The 15,603-nt window shown below is 63.4% G+C and carries 10 protein-coding genes and 1 pseudogene; 2 read left to right on the top strand and 9 right to left on the bottom strand.

Annotated elements, in window-relative coordinates:
- Positions 1-24 precede the first annotated feature (24 nt).
- The 4 genes from L5014_RS09705 to L5014_RS09690 form a co-directional block, all read right to left on the bottom strand.
- A complete protein-coding gene (locus L5014_RS09705; protein ID WP_238463407.1) occupies positions 25-1,695 on the bottom strand; it encodes a TolC family outer membrane protein in 1,671 nt (556 codons plus the stop codon).
- On the bottom strand, positions 1,692-3,806 hold the full coding sequence (locus L5014_RS09700) for a peptidase domain-containing ABC transporter (protein ID WP_238463406.1): 2,115 nt from the start codon (positions 3,804-3,806) through the stop codon (positions 1,692-1,694). Before L5014_RS09700 ends, L5014_RS09705 begins: the two co-directional genes overlap by 4 nt.
- A 1-nt stretch (position 3,807) precedes the next feature.
- A complete protein-coding gene (locus tag L5014_RS09695; protein WP_238463405.1) occupies positions 3,808-5,028 on the bottom strand; it encodes an HlyD family secretion protein in 1,221 nt (406 codons plus the stop codon).
- Between the two features lie 102 nt (positions 5,029-5,130).
- Positions 5,131-6,093, bottom strand: a complete 963-nt coding sequence (locus L5014_RS09690) for a hypothetical protein (RefSeq protein WP_238463404.1) — start codon at positions 6,091-6,093, stop codon at positions 5,131-5,133.
- 599 nt (positions 6,094-6,692) lie between these two features.
- Between L5014_RS09690 and L5014_RS38995 the strand changes: the two are divergent.
- Together L5014_RS38995 and L5014_RS09685 are read left to right on the top strand one after the other, a co-directional pair.
- Positions 6,693-6,809, top strand: a pseudogene (locus L5014_RS38995) (ESPR domain-containing protein); the annotation flags it as partial.
- 138 nt (positions 6,810-6,947) lie between these two features.
- A complete protein-coding gene (locus L5014_RS09685) occupies positions 6,948-10,715 on the top strand; it encodes a YadA-like family protein (RefSeq protein WP_238463403.1) in 3,768 nt (1,255 codons plus the stop codon).
- A gap of 111 nt (positions 10,716-10,826) precedes the next feature.
- Here L5014_RS09685 and L5014_RS09680 read toward each other — a convergent pair whose 3' ends face one another.
- From L5014_RS09680 to L5014_RS09660, 5 genes are all read right to left on the bottom strand, one after another.
- Complete coding sequence (locus tag L5014_RS09680; protein ID WP_238463497.1) at positions 10,827-11,354, bottom strand: ureidoglycolate lyase; 528 nt, start codon at positions 11,352-11,354, stop codon at positions 10,827-10,829.
- 166 nt (positions 11,355-11,520) lie between these two features.
- On the bottom strand, positions 11,521-12,042 hold the full coding sequence (uraD, locus tag L5014_RS09675; protein ID WP_238463402.1) for a 2-oxo-4-hydroxy-4-carboxy-5-ureidoimidazoline decarboxylase: 522 nt from the start codon (positions 12,040-12,042) through the stop codon (positions 11,521-11,523).
- Positions 12,039-12,998: an allantoinase PuuE gene (puuE, locus tag L5014_RS09670; RefSeq protein ID WP_238463401.1), complete on the bottom strand. Its 960-nt coding sequence runs from the start codon at positions 12,996-12,998 to the stop codon at positions 12,039-12,041. The genes uraD and puuE overlap by 4 nt, the downstream gene beginning before the upstream one ends.
- A 256-nt stretch (positions 12,999-13,254) precedes the next feature.
- A complete protein-coding gene (locus tag L5014_RS09665) occupies positions 13,255-14,043 on the bottom strand; it encodes an aspartate/glutamate racemase family protein (RefSeq protein ID WP_238463400.1) in 789 nt (262 codons plus the stop codon).
- Positions 14,044-14,078: 35 nt separating this feature from the next.
- On the bottom strand, positions 14,079-15,593 hold the full coding sequence (locus tag L5014_RS09660; protein ID WP_238463399.1) for an NCS1 family nucleobase:cation symporter-1: 1,515 nt from the start codon (positions 15,591-15,593) through the stop codon (positions 14,079-14,081).
- Positions 15,594-15,603 lie beyond the last annotated feature (10 nt).

Here is a 15,603-nt window from a genome sequence, read left to right as displayed (position 1 = left end):
CCGCCAAACGATGTGGTGCAGCGCTCAGGGCGCGAGCGGCACGTAGCCGTTGTTCTGGACCGGTGTGGCGGGCGCCATGTCCGCAGCGGAGAGCATGCGCGCTGCCCGTGGCGCGACCTGTGGCGTAGCTGCCGCGCTTTGCGGCGGCATCGCCTCATCGCGCTTCGGCGGGACAGACACCTGCGTGGCGCTGGTCTGGCTCGCCGTGGCTGACGGCTGCATTGGTGAATGTATGGGTCGCTGTATTGGTAGCTGTATTGGTCGCGGCGGCGTCTGAGGCGTCTTGCTGCCCAGGGCCTCGCGTTGCGGCTGCCCTCGCTCGCCGCCTTGGCCCGCCGCGGCAACGGCCGTCCTGGTCGCCTGCTCGCGCTCCTGCGCCCCACCGCTCACAAAGAGCTGTGCATTGATGCGCCCGACTTCGTCGAGATCGAGCGTGGCGGTCTGCGAAAGCAGCTTGAGCAAAGCGAGCACCGATTCGTAGCGCGCGCGGATCAGGTCACGACGACTCGAGTAGAGCGTATCGGTCGCGCGCAGCACGTCCAGACTCGTGCGGCTGCCCACGCCGAAGCCGATGCGCGTCGCATCGAGCGCCGTCTGCGCACGTAACACGACCTGTTCGAGCGCGCTCACGCGCGCCTTCCCCGAGGTCACGCGCAGCCAGGCGTTGCGCGCCCCCGCGCCCGAGTCGCGCACCGCCGCGTCGAGTTCGTCGCGCGCCTTGTCTTCCAGCGCACTCGCCTCATCGACTTTTGCCGTGATTTCGCCGCCCGCAAAAAGCGGAATTGTTACGGCGAGCATGCCCGTCGTTGTCGTGGTGGGACGCGCATAGCCGCCCGCCGCGCCGGCCGGCGTGTGGGTCACCTGGAGGTCGACAGTCGGATAACGCTCCGCACGCGCTTTTTCGGTATCGAACTTCGCGATCTGCAACGCCACCTCGCCGATCTGCACCGCATAGCCATGCGTCTGCGCCTGCGTGACCCAAGGCTCGACATCAGCAGGCTGGAGCGTCGGCGCCCCGCCCGGCGGCAGCGGTGCGAGGGTCTGCGCCGGTTTGCCGGAGAGACGTTCGAGCGCCGCGCGTGCGAGACGCGCCTGGCTTTGCGCATCGAGCAACTGCAGTTGCGCTTGCGCGCGGCTCGCTTCGCCATCCTGAACGTCGATGAGCGTCGCTTCTCCTGCCGCCTTCGCACGCACGACCAGCGCGAGATGCGCATCGAGCGCACGCAGATAATCTGTCGCCCGCGCCACCTCGTCGGCGGCGGCGAGTGCATCGAAATACGCCTGCGCCGCAGCAAGGATGGCGTCCTGCGTGGCATTGGCCGTTTGCAGGCGAGCACGCAACACCTCATAGTCGGCCTGGCGGTACGCGGTCCAGTTCGCCCAGTTGAAGACCGGCTGCGTCAGCCCGATCTGCCAGCCGCTCTGCCAGTAATGCTGGGTCGGGAAATCCTCGGTCACGACGCCGTTATAGGCGCGGCCCCAACCTCCTGTGACGCGAGGCAGGAGTCCCGCGCGCGCTTTGGGCACGGCCTGCGCGGCGGCGCGTGAAGCCGCGTGCGATGCGGCAAGCGCAGGATCGTGATCGAGCGCATCGTCGACCACGGAAAGCAGGTCCGCGGCGCGCGCACCGCTCGCGAGCAGCAAGCATGCGAGCGCAAGCGCGCGTATGACGCGTCGTGGACTGACGCTGCTCATGCCATGCCCTCCATCGCCGCGCCCGCGTGCTCGCGTTCGACACGCACGAACGCACCGTCGACGAGCCGGTAATGCCGCTCGAAGCCCTCGGCCATGGCGACGTCGTGCGTGATGACCACGACCGTGCGATCGATCCGCTGGAGCAGCGCCGATATGCGCCGCACCGCAACGGGATCGAGATTCGAGGTCGGCTCGTCGAGCAGCAGCAACTCACGCCGCTGATAAAGCGCGCGGGCGAGCAACAACCGCTGCCGCTGACCGGCCGAAACATTCGCGAGCGAATCGCTGATGATCGTGCGTGTGCGCATCGGCAAGCGCATGACGTCATCGAGCAGGCCGACCTCTTCGAGCAGCGCGAGAATGCGCGCTTCGTCGGGATTGCCCTCGAAAAGCGAAATATTGTCGGCGATCGAACCGTGCAGGATGATGTCGCCCTGACGCATATGGACAGCATGACGGCGGATTTCATCGACGCTCAGATTCGGCCATGCAATTCCGTTGAGCGTGATCTCGCCTTGCTGCGGCACCTCGGAAGCGGCCAGCAATTTGAAGAGCGTGGACTTGCCGGCGCCCGACGGTCCGGTAATAACGATCTTGTCGCCGCGCGCGATGTCGATGCTCGCGCCCGCGAGCACGGGCTGGTCTGAAACGCCATATGCGAAGGTCACGTTGCGCACGCCAATGCGCTCGAACTCGCGCACCTCGACGGTCTTGTGCACGTCTGCGAGTGCGGTATAACGCTCCGGCTCGCATGCGACGATGTCGTCGACGCGCGCGACTGGCACGCTCAGCATGTAGTACGCAAAGCCCGTATTGATGGTGCTGGCGATCCGCTCCGAGAAAAGCGCCTTGTAGATCATGAACGAGTAGAACGCGCCGACCGAGAGCACGCCGCCCAGCATCAACTTCGCGGCAAACCAGGTGACGACGAGCGTCTCAGCGTGCATGAGCAGCTTGAGCACCGCGTCGCGCGTGGCGGCGAGCCGGCTGCTCTTGAACAACGCAGACGCATAAGTGCGAAAGATCCCCATGTAACGCGCCACGCGCCTCGTCTCGCCTTGCGAAAGCTTGATGAGCGACGCGCCGCGCACGGTCTCGAAGAGCGCGTCGTCGCAACGCGCGCCTTCCTGGAGAACGCGTGCGTGCGCATCGCGCATCGACGCGAAGATCGCTCCGGAAACGATGACATAGACTCCGAAAATCACCAGTACAACGAATGATAGTTTGACGTTCTGAACGAACATCAAAAGCATTGCCAGCAAACCGACCGTAATGTCGATACAAAACGATACGGCCTGACGCGACGCGAAGCCGTTGATCTCGTCCTGGGACTTGAAGCGCGTGAAGATGTCGCCCACATTGCGCTTCTCGAAGTACGCGATGGGTACGCGCAGCAGGTGCGCGAACAGCCCTTCCGTGGCGTTCACGCTCATACGCGCGTAGAGCAGCTCGACCAGCACGCCCTGCACGTACTGACTGAGCGCGCCCACGAGGAAGATCGTTCCGAATGTGAGCGCGAGCACATTCAGCAGCTCGAGGTTGTCGGCGGCCACGACATGATCGAGTACGAACGAGCCGAAATAAGGCTGCGCGAGAATCGCAAACTGCGCCCCGAGTGCAACGAAGAGAATCTTCGCAAACTGGCCGCGCAGTTGCGGGTTGAGCGCACGCAGGCGCGCAAGCGCATCGGGAACCCGCGAGCGCAGCTTGATCCGCGTGAGCGCCGGCGTCGGCGTGCATTCGATCAGATAGCCGGAAACGCATGCGAGGAAGGTGTCCATTGCGATGCGCCGGCGTCCGACTGCGGGGTCGAGCAACGTCACGTAGTGACGCGACGCGCGCTCGAACACGACGAAATGCGCCCCGCCGAAATGGATGATCGAGCCGCGCTTGATCTCGCCGACCTGCGACGTGTCGAAGCGGAACGCCTGCACCTCGAGGCCAAAATCGGTTGCCGTGTCGTACAGGTCCATCAATGACAGACCGTTCGCGGAGATCGGCCGGTACGCCGAAAGCTCGCGCACCTCCGTGGCCCGCCCGAAATGCGTGAGCACCATGGCAAGACACGCGTAGCCGCACTCGGCGACTTCGTTCTGGTAAATCACCCGCATTTCAGCCTCGTACGATCTTGAACAACGGCTCGAGCACCCACTCGGCGATGGTGCGCCGCTCGACGACGACACTGGCGGTCGCCTGCATGCCCGGCAGGATGTCGAAACGCTGCGAGCCATAGTGGAACGTGTGGCTGGGCAGCGTGACCCACGCGACGTACTCGTCGCCCTGGTCCGGCGGCGTGCCGCCGTTGGCCGCACCCGCAGCGGCTTCCGGCACGGTGGGTGGCGACGCTGCGGCCACTGTCGTGTGCGAAATCGAGTTGATGCGCGCTTCGTACGAACCGAAGCGCGCGTAGGGAAACGCATCGAACTTCAGGCGCACCGTCTGCCCCTCGTGCACGAAACCGCGCCGGCGTGACGGAATGCGCAATTCGGCGCGCAAGGGTTGGGTCGGATCGGTGACGATCACCATCGCGATGTCGCTGGGCTGCAGCGTGCTTCCCTGCACGAGGCGCGAAAACGTCACCATGCCCGCTTTCGGCGCCGAAATCGTCGCGTCGCGTCGGTTTTGTTCGAAGCGCGCATCGGCTTCCTGGAGGTCGCGCGCGTGGCTCGATTCGAGTTCCTTGAGCTGCGCGGCCAGCGCGGTCTGGCTATTTTGCAGATCGGCAATCGCTGCCACGGCCTGCTGACGACGCGAAGCCGCTTCGGCACGCCCGATACGGCTCTGGTGCAAGTCCGCGCGCGCCTGCTCGACGCGATCGGCGGCGACATAATCCGAAACAGATTCGAGCCGCGCGAGCTTCTTCTGCGCCTCGTTCACGAGCAGGCTGTTCTGCGCGCCCTGCACGTCCAGCTCGGCGAGCTCCGCGCGGCGGCTCGCTTCGTTGGTACGTGCCGTGGAAAGCTGCGTCGTCAGTTCGATGTGTCGTTGGGCATAGCGCGCGTCGGCGGCGCGACGCTCCTCGTCGCGCACCTGGGCATCGAACGTCGTTCGGCGCATGCCGTCGCTCGCGAGCGACAAGTCGCGCTCGACGCGAAAAAGCGGCTGGCCGGCGCTCACGTGCTCGGGCGGCTGAACGTAGATCGACGAGATCAACCCACTCGCGCCCTGGACCTTGATTTCCGCAGGCGACACGATCTCGCAGCGCACGTCCTGCTTCAGTTCCACTTCGTGCGTGAAAGCAAATGCAACGCCCAGCACCACGATCGTCGACGCTGCATAGGCAATCCAGCGCCAGCGGATATCCCGGAACTCGGGAAGATAAATCGGTTCCACGTTGTTATAGATCCCCTGCAGCCGGTCGTGCCGGCCGAACGTGTATTCTTTTCGGCGCTGTGCGCCATTTGGTCTGCTCGCACTGCTACTTCTGAAAGATTTCTAACGGGCTGCCGCAAAGTGGTAAACCGACGGATGCCCCGCGTAGAGCCAATGCGGATAATTCTCCCGGCGTGCAGTCTCGATATCGTCGGCGAGGCGTTGCGGCGCGGCGGCATCGGCAAGCGCGACAGGCTCGAACGCCCTCACGTTGAAGCGCCCTTTCTCGAAGCTCAGATAAAACGGAAGCAAGAGCGCGTCCATGGGTGCACCGATCCGGAAGACGCCGTTATGCACGCGCGCGTGCCGACCGCCGATCTTCACACCGACCGTCTCCATGGGAAATTTGGCCAATGTAAACGGCGGAACGTCGGAAAACACCACGGCCACACCGTCACGGCGCAATGCGCGTATGACCCGCAAACCCAAACCGTTGCGGCTTTCGCGGCCATTTTCGTCGTAGGTGTTGAGCACGCGGATCGAAGGAATCATCGCCGCGTCGTTACCGTAAATGTCGCGCGGCACGCCGGATACGACCGCCATCGATTCAAGCCCCAAAGCGCGGCGCACTTCGTCCACGACATAGATGTTCGCGTATTGCGACACGTAGTGGAACGGCGACAGCACCACGACGCGGCCAGGCTCTTTGGCCTTGATCTGCTTGATCCGCGAGGCCAGTTGTTGCGCGGCCGCGCGTAGATCGGGCCAGGCATCCTGTTGCAGCGCGCGCCCCGCGTAAATGCGTTCGTCGAGCCACGCCTCTCGCACGTTCGCGCTCATCGTACGCAGTGCATGAGTGCGCGCGAGGCCGACGTCGATACGACCGGTCTCGTAACGCGACACCCCGGTTGCACGGAGGCGGCCGTCGAACACCGACTGAACCAGCCAACTGGCAAGTGCAACTCGCTCGACCACCACGAAGGGCAAGCATGCGAGCAACCGTCGGCGCAGCGTCAGACGCCAACTCGCAAGTCGTGCATGAAGACGTTTGAAATATGGCGAAAGTGTGCCGGCGATCATTTGCATGGCCCAACGATGTCGTAACGAACCCAAGCCTCAAAAGCCGAAAGGGGGTGCATGCCCCCTTTCGATCAGATCAGACGATCAACGCGGAACCGGCGTCGGATCCGGCTGCGGGTTCGTCTTGGACTTGCAGCAACCACCGGCGAGCTTGGCGTTGGCCAGTTGGCCTCGATCGATTTTTTCCATTTTTTGTTCTCCAATGTACAAGTGAAAGCCACCCCGTTTTGGTGGCGCGGCCATCTTAACAGCACGAATTAAATCCAATCCATTATTGACACATTTTCACACTAATTTTCAAAATTCCACATTTTTCTCAAATAATTAAATTTGCAGATCAGAATAATAAGAATTCTGCTTTTATCGCCGCCGTCAAGAGATAGGAATTCCAGCCTCAATCCCATGCAAAATTTTTTTACATCGTAAATAACGGCGCATCTATCGACCTAATTAAGAATATTCGTATTCCTGACACCTGCACTCCACCCATAGAGTTGCGCAACGCATCGCCAAAAACGGGGTTTCCTTTTTTTTGATTGCCGGGTGCTCACACGGACGTCAAAGGCGCGTGCGCTGACTAAAATCAACTCTAATATGGTTTCCTAATGAATAAGACCTATCGCTCTGTCTGGAGCGAAACAGACCAAACCTGGGTCGCCGCACCCGAAACCGCCAAGGCGAACCGCAAATCTTCACGCCGACTTGCCGTCCTCGCCACTGGAGCTGTGGGAATCGCTACAGGCATCTCGTCCGGCGCAGCCGTTGCCGCGCTAACACCAGCGCAACTTGCCGCCCTTGCCGCAGCGACTACGGCTTCTGAAACAACTACAGGCACCTCATCCGGAACAACCGTAGCGCCAGTGCCAGGAACATTGGGCCAGGGCGGCCTTGAGATTTGCTCGGGCGCAAGGGGCTATTCGTGGGGCGCCAGCGGCGGTAGCGAGTCGCTCGATTGCTCGGCAGATGGCAACGGCACATCCGACGGCCTCGCCTTCTCGCTGAACAACGCCGGTGATGCAAAGGGTGGCTATGGGTTTGGCGCGTCGACCGCGCAGGTAACCGGCTACCAGAACGGCACGCTCAGTATCCGTGGCGCGAGCGTGATGGTTTACGGTCCGACGACGTTCGACAGCGTCGTTACGATGAGCAACCAGAAGATCGTGCAGCTCGCGCCGGGAACAATCTCGGCTGACAGCACGGAGGCCGTCAACGGCTCGCAGCTCTACGCCGTTGCCGCAGGCGTCGGCAATTCGGTGCAATACGACTCGCCGGCGCGGAGCGCTGTCACGCTCGGTGGCGCAGACGCAAGCACGCCGGTCGCACTGCACAACGTGGCTGATGGCGAACTCTCGGCTGCCAGCACCGACGCCGTCAACGGCGGCCAGCTCTACGCCACGAACTCGAGCATCTCGAACCTCGCTGGCAACGTCACCAACATCCAGGGCGACATCACCAACATCAACGGCAAGCTCGCCGATGCCGTGGTCTACGATTCGTCCGCGCACGATTCGCTGACGCTCGGTGGCGCAAGTGCCATGAAGCCGGTCGCACTGCACAACGTGGCTGATGGCGAACTCTCGGCTGGCAGCACCGACGCCGTCAACGGCGGCCAGCTCTACGCCACGAACTCGAACATCTCGAACCTCGCGGGCAACGTCACCAACATCCAGGGTGATATCACCAACATCAACGGCAAGCTCGCCGATGCCGTGGTCTACGATTCGTCCGCGCACGATTCGCTGACGCTCGGTGGCAAAGACGCAAGCACGCCGGTCGCACTGCATAACGTGGCTGATGGCGAGCTCTCGGCTGGCAGCACCGACGCCGTCAACGGCGGCCAGCTCTACGCCACGAACTCGAGCATCTCGAACCTCGCTGGCAACGTCACCAACATCCAGGGTGATATCACCAACATCAACGGCAAGCTCGCCGATGCCGTGGTCTACGATTCGTCCGCACACGAATCAGTAACGCTCGGTGGCGCAAGTGCCATGAAGCCGGTCGCACTGCATAACGTGGCTGATGGCGAGCTCTCGGCTGGCAGCACCGATGCCATCAACGGTTCGCAGCTCTATGACGCCATCCAGCAATTCGATAGCAAGTCGACGCACTACATCGGCATCAACAGCGACCCGAACGATGGTAATTACAGCGGCGAAGGCGCAACCGGCAATGCCGCGATCGCCGTCGGCGCGAACGCACTCGCCAGCGGCGACAATGCGCTCGCCATCGGCGCCGGGGCCACTGCCGCGCACAACGACTCGGTCGCACTCGGAGCAGGTTCCACGACGGCAGCCGCGGTCGCCACGACGGGCGCAACGATCGCGGGCCAGGACTACACCTTCGCAGGCAGCAATCCGACGAGCACCATCAGTATCGGCAGCGTCGGCAACGAACGTACGCTCACGAACGTCGCAGCCGGCCGCCTGAGCGCGTCGTCGACCGATGCCGTCAATGGCTCGCAGTTGTACGCGACCAATACCGCGCTCGACGGCCTCGCGCAGCAAAGTGCCAACTTCGTGCAATACGACGATTCGAACAAGAGCTCGATTACGCTTGGCGGCGCGAATGGCACGAAGCTCGTCAACGTGGCGCAGGGAGCCGTGACGGCTTCGAGCATGGATGCGGTCAATGGCGCGCAGCTGTACGACGTCTCCGAGAATGTCACGAACATCAACAGCGACATCACGCGGATCCACAACACGCTGGCCACGGCTGGCTGGGGCGCGCAGGCAACGTCGACGGATCCGACCGCGTATACGTACGGCGGCTTCATCATGGATGCGAACGGCAACGTGAGCAATCCCGCCGTCCTCTACGTCCCGAACACCATCGGCACGGAAAACGCGCAAATCGTCCTTGATCCGGGTAAAGGCAACAGTCCGTATTTCGTCAACGGCAACCGCACTCAGTTCCTGCCCAAAGGCACCGTCATCAGCAATGTGGCCGACGGCATCGTGGATACGGACGCCGCCAACGTCGGCCAGGTCTACGACATCGTCAGTGCGGCAACCGGCGGTGGCCTCATGTCCCTCCCGATGCGCGCATCGGCGGCAGACGCCGCGAACGGCACCTCCGGTGTCAACTCGACCGGCCTCACGCGGAGCTATACGACAGCGGCGTACTACTCGCAGGTCGCAGGCCTCGCGGACAGCTCCGGCTCGCAAGGCCCGTCCGACGCCGCGCGTGCAATCGGCGCCGGCGCCATCGCTATCGGCTCAAATGCCTATACGCCCGCCTCGAACGGCGTCGCGCTCGGCGTGCAGGCCTATGCGAGCGCAAGGGACGCGGTGGCGATTGGCGCCGGCTCGGTGGCTAACCAGCAGAACACGGTCTCGGTCGGCAACGACGGCACGAGCTCGTATGTCGCCTATGACGCAAATGGCCAGGCCTATACGGTTCAGAACGGCGCCAACACGCGCCGTATCGTCAATCTGGCCGCGGGCCAGGGCGATACCGACGCGGTCAACGTCGGGCAATTGCGCAGCGTGGCAGCGGCACTGGGCGGCGGCGCCGGAATCAATTCGGTCGGCGGCCTTATCGCGCCCTCCTACTCCGTGGGCGGCACGACCGTGAATACGGTGGGCGACGCAATCGCTAATCTCGACAACCGTGTGCAGAAGAACACGGCCGAGATTGCCGCGCTGGCGGCTACGGACGCGAACGCGCCTGTGGCTGTCGAGAGCACCTCAAGCCCGACTGCGGCTTCGTCCACGACGCGCATGGTCGCCGCATCGCGCACGCTGCTCGGCGCAGGCGCAGGCAGCAGCACCGCCGAAGCCGCGGTGGCGAATTTCGCCGCAACGAGCCCGGCCGACACCGCGACCGGTTCGACCGACGCCGAGGCGCTCCATTACGACACCGCTGATCACTCGAGCGTGACGTTGAGCAGCACGAGCGGCGGCAACGTCAGCTTGAGCGGCCTTTCGAACGGCGCCCTCTCTCTGGACAGCACGGACGCGGTGACCGGCCAGCAGCTCTACGCCACGAACCAGCAAGTCGCGAGCCTCAACCAGGCGCTGCAGAATATCGGCACGGGCGGCTCCACGGCAACCTCGGTCAACTCGACGAGCGGTGTCGCGGCAGCCTCGGGCATGCAATCGCTTGCGGTCGGCGGAGGCGCCGTCGCGACGGGCGCGAACTCGACCGCGATCGGCGACAAGGCCAATGCATCGGCGAACAATGCCGTGGCAATCGGCGCCAACTCGATCGCGAACCGCGACAACGCGGTGTCGGTCGGTGCCGAAGGCTCCGAGCGCCAGATCGTCAACGTGGCTGCCGGCACGTCGGGTACCGACGCGGTCAACCTGAACCAGTTGAACAACGCGATGACGCAGCAATCGAACGCGTTCGGCCAGCAGATCGGCAATCTGCAAAACTCGATCAACACGGTTTCGAAGAACGCGTACGCGGGTGTGGCCGCGGCAATGGCCATGCCGAACCTGACGCCTTCGGGTCCGGGGCGCGCAGTGGTCGCGGCCGGTGGCGGCTACTACATGGGCGGCAGTGCGGCAGCCGTCGGCGTGACGTATCGCTCGACGAACATGCACTGGCTCGTCAACGGCGGCGTTTCCGTCACGAGTACCGGTAACACGGCAGCACGCGCTCAGGTCGGTTACGAGTTCTGATCCTCGCTAACCAGGCATGACCGGGGGCACGTCGCTGACGCGCGTGCCTCTTCAAATGCAAAAAGCCACGGCCTTGGCTTTTTCGTTCGCGAAGCTCGATGTGTCAGAGCATCAACGCTGAGCGGCCGCCATCGCCTCTTCGGTCAACCAGAACGACTCTGGCAGATCCTGTTCGTTGAGGTTCAAGCCATCCCCGCCGCGATCGACGACGATGAAGTCGCTCACTTCGCCCAGCGCGATCAACGGGTGATGCCAGACACCCTTGGCGTAGTTCACGCCTTGCCAGCCATGCGAAACGAACGCGCGAATCTTCGTGACGTCCAGGTCGCCCGCCGGCGCCACGACGACGAGATACGGCTTGTCGTTGAGCGGTATGAATGCCTGGCTGCCCAGCGGATGCCGCTCGAGCATCTTGATCTCGAACGGCAACACACGCGGCTGCCCACGGAAAAGATTGACGAGCGTGCGGCCGTTCTCGTCCGTGACGTCCACGTTCGCGAGATCGTGATAGCGGATCGTCGTGCCCAGGTTGATCGGAATTTGTTTCGCGCCCGCAAGCTCGATCACATCGCCGAACGGCGCGAATGCTTCGGGAGTCAGCCGCTCGATCACAAGTGTCATGCCAAGATCCTGTGTCATATCGCTCATATTCACCTCGTTACCGCACTCAAGCGAGCGTGCCCTGCGGACGCACGCGCGAGACGCTGCCATTCGTGAGCGCGCCAGGATCGAGAGTGCCTTCGTGTCTTTTGGTTAGATCAAAACGGCGCCGCGCCTTCGCTAAACGCGAGGCGCGGCGTCAATCTCATGCGTCGATCAGCTCGTCGAGCCTGAAGCGCGCGATGCGGTAGATCTGGTCGAGACTCGCGCGCATTTCGTCGGCGCGGGTGTTGTTCACGCGCGACTCGAAATTCGCGATGATGCCGTGGCGATCGAAACCGCGCACCGCGAGAATGAACGGAAAGCCGAACTTCTCGCGATACGCGCTGTTGAGCGCCTGAAGCCTGTCGAACTCTTCCTGCGTGCACAGGTTCAGGCCTGCGCCGCTTTGCTCGCGCGTCGATTCGTCGGTCAGCTCGCCGCGCACTGCCGCCTTGCCCGCGAGTTCCGGGTGAGCGTTGATGAGTGCGAGTTGCTTCGCTTCGCCCGCGGTCTCCACCGCAGCCGACATCGTCTTGTGCAACGTGTCGATGCTCGTGTAAGGGCGCTGCTGCGCCGCCGCTTCCGCCACCCAGGGCGAGTGCTCGAAGATGCCCGAAAGCGCCGCCACGAAGGCGTCGGCCGAGGCGTTGTTCAACTGGTCGAGGGTGTATTGCATTGCCTTCATGCGGCGGCCCCGCGGTGGTCGTTCTGCTGCGGTTGATAGGGATGTTTCTCGTGCCAGTGGCGCGCGATGTCGACACGACGCGTAACCCACACGCGGTCGTGTTGTTCGATGTGATCGAGGAAGCGTTGCAGTGCGCGGAACCGCCCCGGGCGGCCGAGCAAACGGCAGTGCATGCCGATCGAAAGCATCTTCGGCGCTTCGTCGCCTTCTGCGTAGAGCACGTCGAACGCATCGCGCAGGTAGGTGAAGAAGTGATCCGCCGTGTTGTAGCCCTGCGGCGTCGCAAAGCGCATGTCGTTCGTGTCGAGCGTATAAGGCACGATCAGTTGCGGCACGCGCTTGCCGCCGGTGACTTCGACATCCATCCAGAACGGCAGGTCGTCGCCGTAATAGTCGGAGTCGTAGAGGAAGCCGCCGTGCTCCGCCACGAGGCGATGCGTATTGGGGCTGTCGCGGCCGGTGTACCAGCCTGACGGCCGCACGCCCGTCACGCGCTCGATCGCTTCCATGCCGAGCTTCATGTGCTCGGCTTCGAGTTCGGGCGTTGCGTCCTGATAGTGGATCCAGCGATACCCGTGGCAAGCGATCTCATGACCGAGCTCGACGAACGCGCGCGCCACTTCGGGATGGCGCTCGATTGCCATGCCGACACCGAACACGGTGAGCGGCAGGCCGCGCTTTTCGAATTCGCGCAGAATGCGCCACACGCCCACGCGCGAGCCGTATTCGTAGATCGACTCCATGCTCATGTGACGCGCCGGATAGGCGGCGGCGCCAACGATCTCGGAGAGGAATTGCTCGGAGGCCGGGTCGCCGTGGAGCACGCAGTTCTCACCGCCCTCTTCGTAATTGAGCACGAACTGCACCGCGACGCGCGCCTGACCGGGCCAGTTGGCCTGCACCGGATGCCGGCCGTAACCGATCAGATCGCGTGGATATTGGGGATCGAGTGGCATGCTGGTCGAATCTTTCGAATGGATAACGAAACGTAAAAACCGCGCGGGCAACCCGCACTGGCGGAAAGCGGCTGAACCGGCTGAAATCCTTGCGCCACAAGGCTTTGCGTTACGCCGGGTCATACCGTTTTCAGGATCGGCCCAGTGTAGCTAAATCACTCCGGCGCGCCCATACGCGCCGACAGATAGTACGGGTCAAGCGAGGGTTATGTGCCGGGCACGCCCCGCCTGGTGCGGCGGAGCGCGTTTTGCGTGTTTACCCGTACCGTAGGGGCCGTACCGGCGGCGGCGTTTCGGTGACACTCGCCGCATTGGTCGGGCTGAAGTGCGCGAATTCGCCATCGTAGCGCTTCGCGAGGGGGCGCGCGAAGTCGCCCCGCTTGGCCGTTGCGAGGCGCAGCGAGACCAGTGCCTCCACCCACTTCACCGCAGCCGTCACGCCATCCACCACCGGCACGCCGAGCGCCTCCTCCACCTGCGCGCACAGACTCGTCATGCCCGCGCAGCCGAGCACGATCGCGTCCGCGCCGTCTTCGTCGAGCGCGCGGCGGCACTCATCGACGATCGCCCGGCGCGCGGCCGAGCCCGGCTCGTCGAGTTCGAGCACGGCCACGTCGATCGCCCGCACGTTGCGGCAAAAGCGGCTCATGCCGTAGCGTTCAGCGAGGTGCCACGCCATCGCCTTGGTGCGCGAGAGCGTGGTCACGACCGAAAATCCAGGCGCAAGCACGCTCGCCGCGTGCATGGCCGCTTCGGCAATGCCTACCACCGGCCCGCGCGCCAGTTCGCGCGCCGCGTACAGTCCCGGGTCGCCGAAACAGGCGATCACGTAGCCGTCGAAGCCCTCGCGCTCGCCCGCCTCCACCTCCGCGAGCAGACCGGGCGTCGCAAGCGCCTCGTCGTAGTAGCCTTCGATCGAGGGCGGTCCCATCGTCGGGCTCACCGCGACGATCTCGGTGCTCGCCGCAGCCACCGCGCGCGCGCACTGCCCCATCGCAGCCGTCATGCGCTGCGTGGTGTTCGGATTAATCAACTTGATACGCATGTCAGTTCTCTGCTCGTTTCGTAGCTTGTTTGGTATTACGCCCGTGCCCGTGCACGTTCACCCACCGTCAAGACGCGGTAGAACAGCGCGCCGAGTCCCGCGCCGATGAACCACGAGAAGTTCGCCGCGCCGTCAAGCGCCGGCAGCATCACGCAGAGGACCGCAATGACGGCAGCGGGCAGCAGCGCCGACACCGCACGCCAGTTCACGCCGTTGCTGTACCAGTACGCGCCCTTCGGCGAGACGGTATAGAGATCGTCGACGGCAAGACGGCCACGCTTCACGAGATAGAAGTCAACGATCAGGACACCATACAAAGGCCCGATGAAGGCACCCAGCACATCGAGCGTGTAGTGAATCACGGCGGGGTTGTTGAAGAGATTCCACGGCGTGATGAAAATCGAGGCCACTGCCGCAAGCATGCCACCCGCACGCCAGCTGATGAGGCGCGGCGCGACATTCGAGAAGTCGAACGCCGGCGAAACGAAGTTCGCGACGATATTGATGCCGATGGTTGCAATCGTGAACGTCAGCGCGCCGAGAATGACGGCCGTCGGGTGATCGATGCGGCTCACTGTTTCAACGGGATCGGTAATCAGTTGTCCGAACACAGGCAGCGTGGCCGACGTCGTGATCACCGTGACGATCGAGAACGCGAGGAAGTTGACGGGCAAGCCCCAGAAGTTGCCGCGATGCACGCTCTTGAGCGATTTGCCGTAGCGCGAGAAGTCGCCGAAATTGAGCATCGGCCCCGAAAAATACGACACCACGAGCGAAACTGCGGTAATCATCACCGGGATCACTTCCGTGCCGTGATACTTCACGCCACCGAGATTCAGGCCGATGTTGTGCCAGCCCGCGCGATACACCATGTAGCCGGCGAGAATGAACATCACGGCATAGACGGCCGGGCCTGCGAAGTCGATGAACTTCTTGATGGTCTCCATGCCGTTCCAGAACACCAGCGCCTGCAGCACCCACAGCGTCATGAAGCCGGCCCAGCCCATGGCCGAGAGGCCGAGCATGCCGTGCTTGTGCACGTCCGCGTAGGGCATCAACTGAGGCACGAACTTGAGCACGACGATCACAAGCGCACTCGATGCAAGATAAGTTTGGATTCCGTACCATGCGACTGCGATGAGGCCGCGGATCACGGCAGGAATGTTCGCGCCGAGCACGCCGAAGGTGCCCCGGCACGCAACCGGATAGGGCACACCGTGGCGCTGGCTGGGCCGCGCGATGAGATTGCAGAGCACGTTGACGATCGTAATGCCGACGATCAGTACCAGCAGCACCTGCCAGCTCGTGAGCCCGAGCGCGAAGAGACTGCCCGCGAACACATAGCCGCCGACGCTGTGCACGTCGGACATCCAGAACGCGAAGATGTTATAGGCGCCCCACGTCTGCTCCTTGAGCGGTGCGAGATCGTGGTTGTAGAGGCGCTCGCTGTAGCCGGCCGGTAGCTGCATGCTGTCTGCCGCTTGGCTGCTCTCGGATGAATCGAACGTGGGCACTGCCGGACTGCCTGGTGACGCGCTGAACTGAGCCATGATCCGCTCC

Source organism: Paraburkholderia tagetis (assembly GCF_022213065.1).
GTDB lineage: Bacteria > Pseudomonadota > Gammaproteobacteria > Burkholderiales > Burkholderiaceae > Paraburkholderia > Paraburkholderia tagetis.
The sequence above is the reverse complement of the archived record's forward strand: the minus strand, read 5'-3'. Positions and strand labels throughout refer to the sequence as shown.

Bases quoted from the DNA above. Each gene is read 5' to 3' on its own strand.
- L5014_RS09660 (WP_238463399.1), bottom strand. From the start codon at position 15,593: ATGGCTCAGTTCAGCGCGTCACCAGGCAGTCCGGCAGTGCCCACGTTC.
- puuE (WP_238463401.1), bottom strand. From the start codon at position 12,998: ATGCCACTCGATCCCCAATATCCACGCGATCTGATCGGTTACGGCCGG.
- uraD (WP_238463402.1), bottom strand. From the start codon at position 12,042: ATGAAGGCAATGCAATACACCCTCGACCAGTTGAACAACGCCTCGGCC.
- L5014_RS09665 (WP_238463400.1), bottom strand. From the start codon at position 14,043: ATGCGTATCAAGTTGATTAATCCGAACACCACGCAGCGCATGACGGCT.
- L5014_RS09700 (WP_238463406.1), bottom strand. From the start codon at position 3,806: ATGCGGGTGATTTACCAGAACGAAGTCGCCGAGTGCGGCTACGCGTGT.
- L5014_RS09705 (WP_238463407.1), bottom strand. From the start codon at position 1,695: ATGAGCAGCGTCAGTCCACGACGCGTCATACGCGCGCTTGCGCTCGCA.
- L5014_RS09680 (WP_238463497.1), bottom strand. From the start codon at position 11,354: ATGACACAGGATCTTGGCATGACACTTGTGATCGAGCGGCTGACTCCC.
- L5014_RS09690 (WP_238463404.1), bottom strand. From the start codon at position 6,093: ATGCAAATGATCGCCGGCACACTTTCGCCATATTTCAAACGTCTTCAT.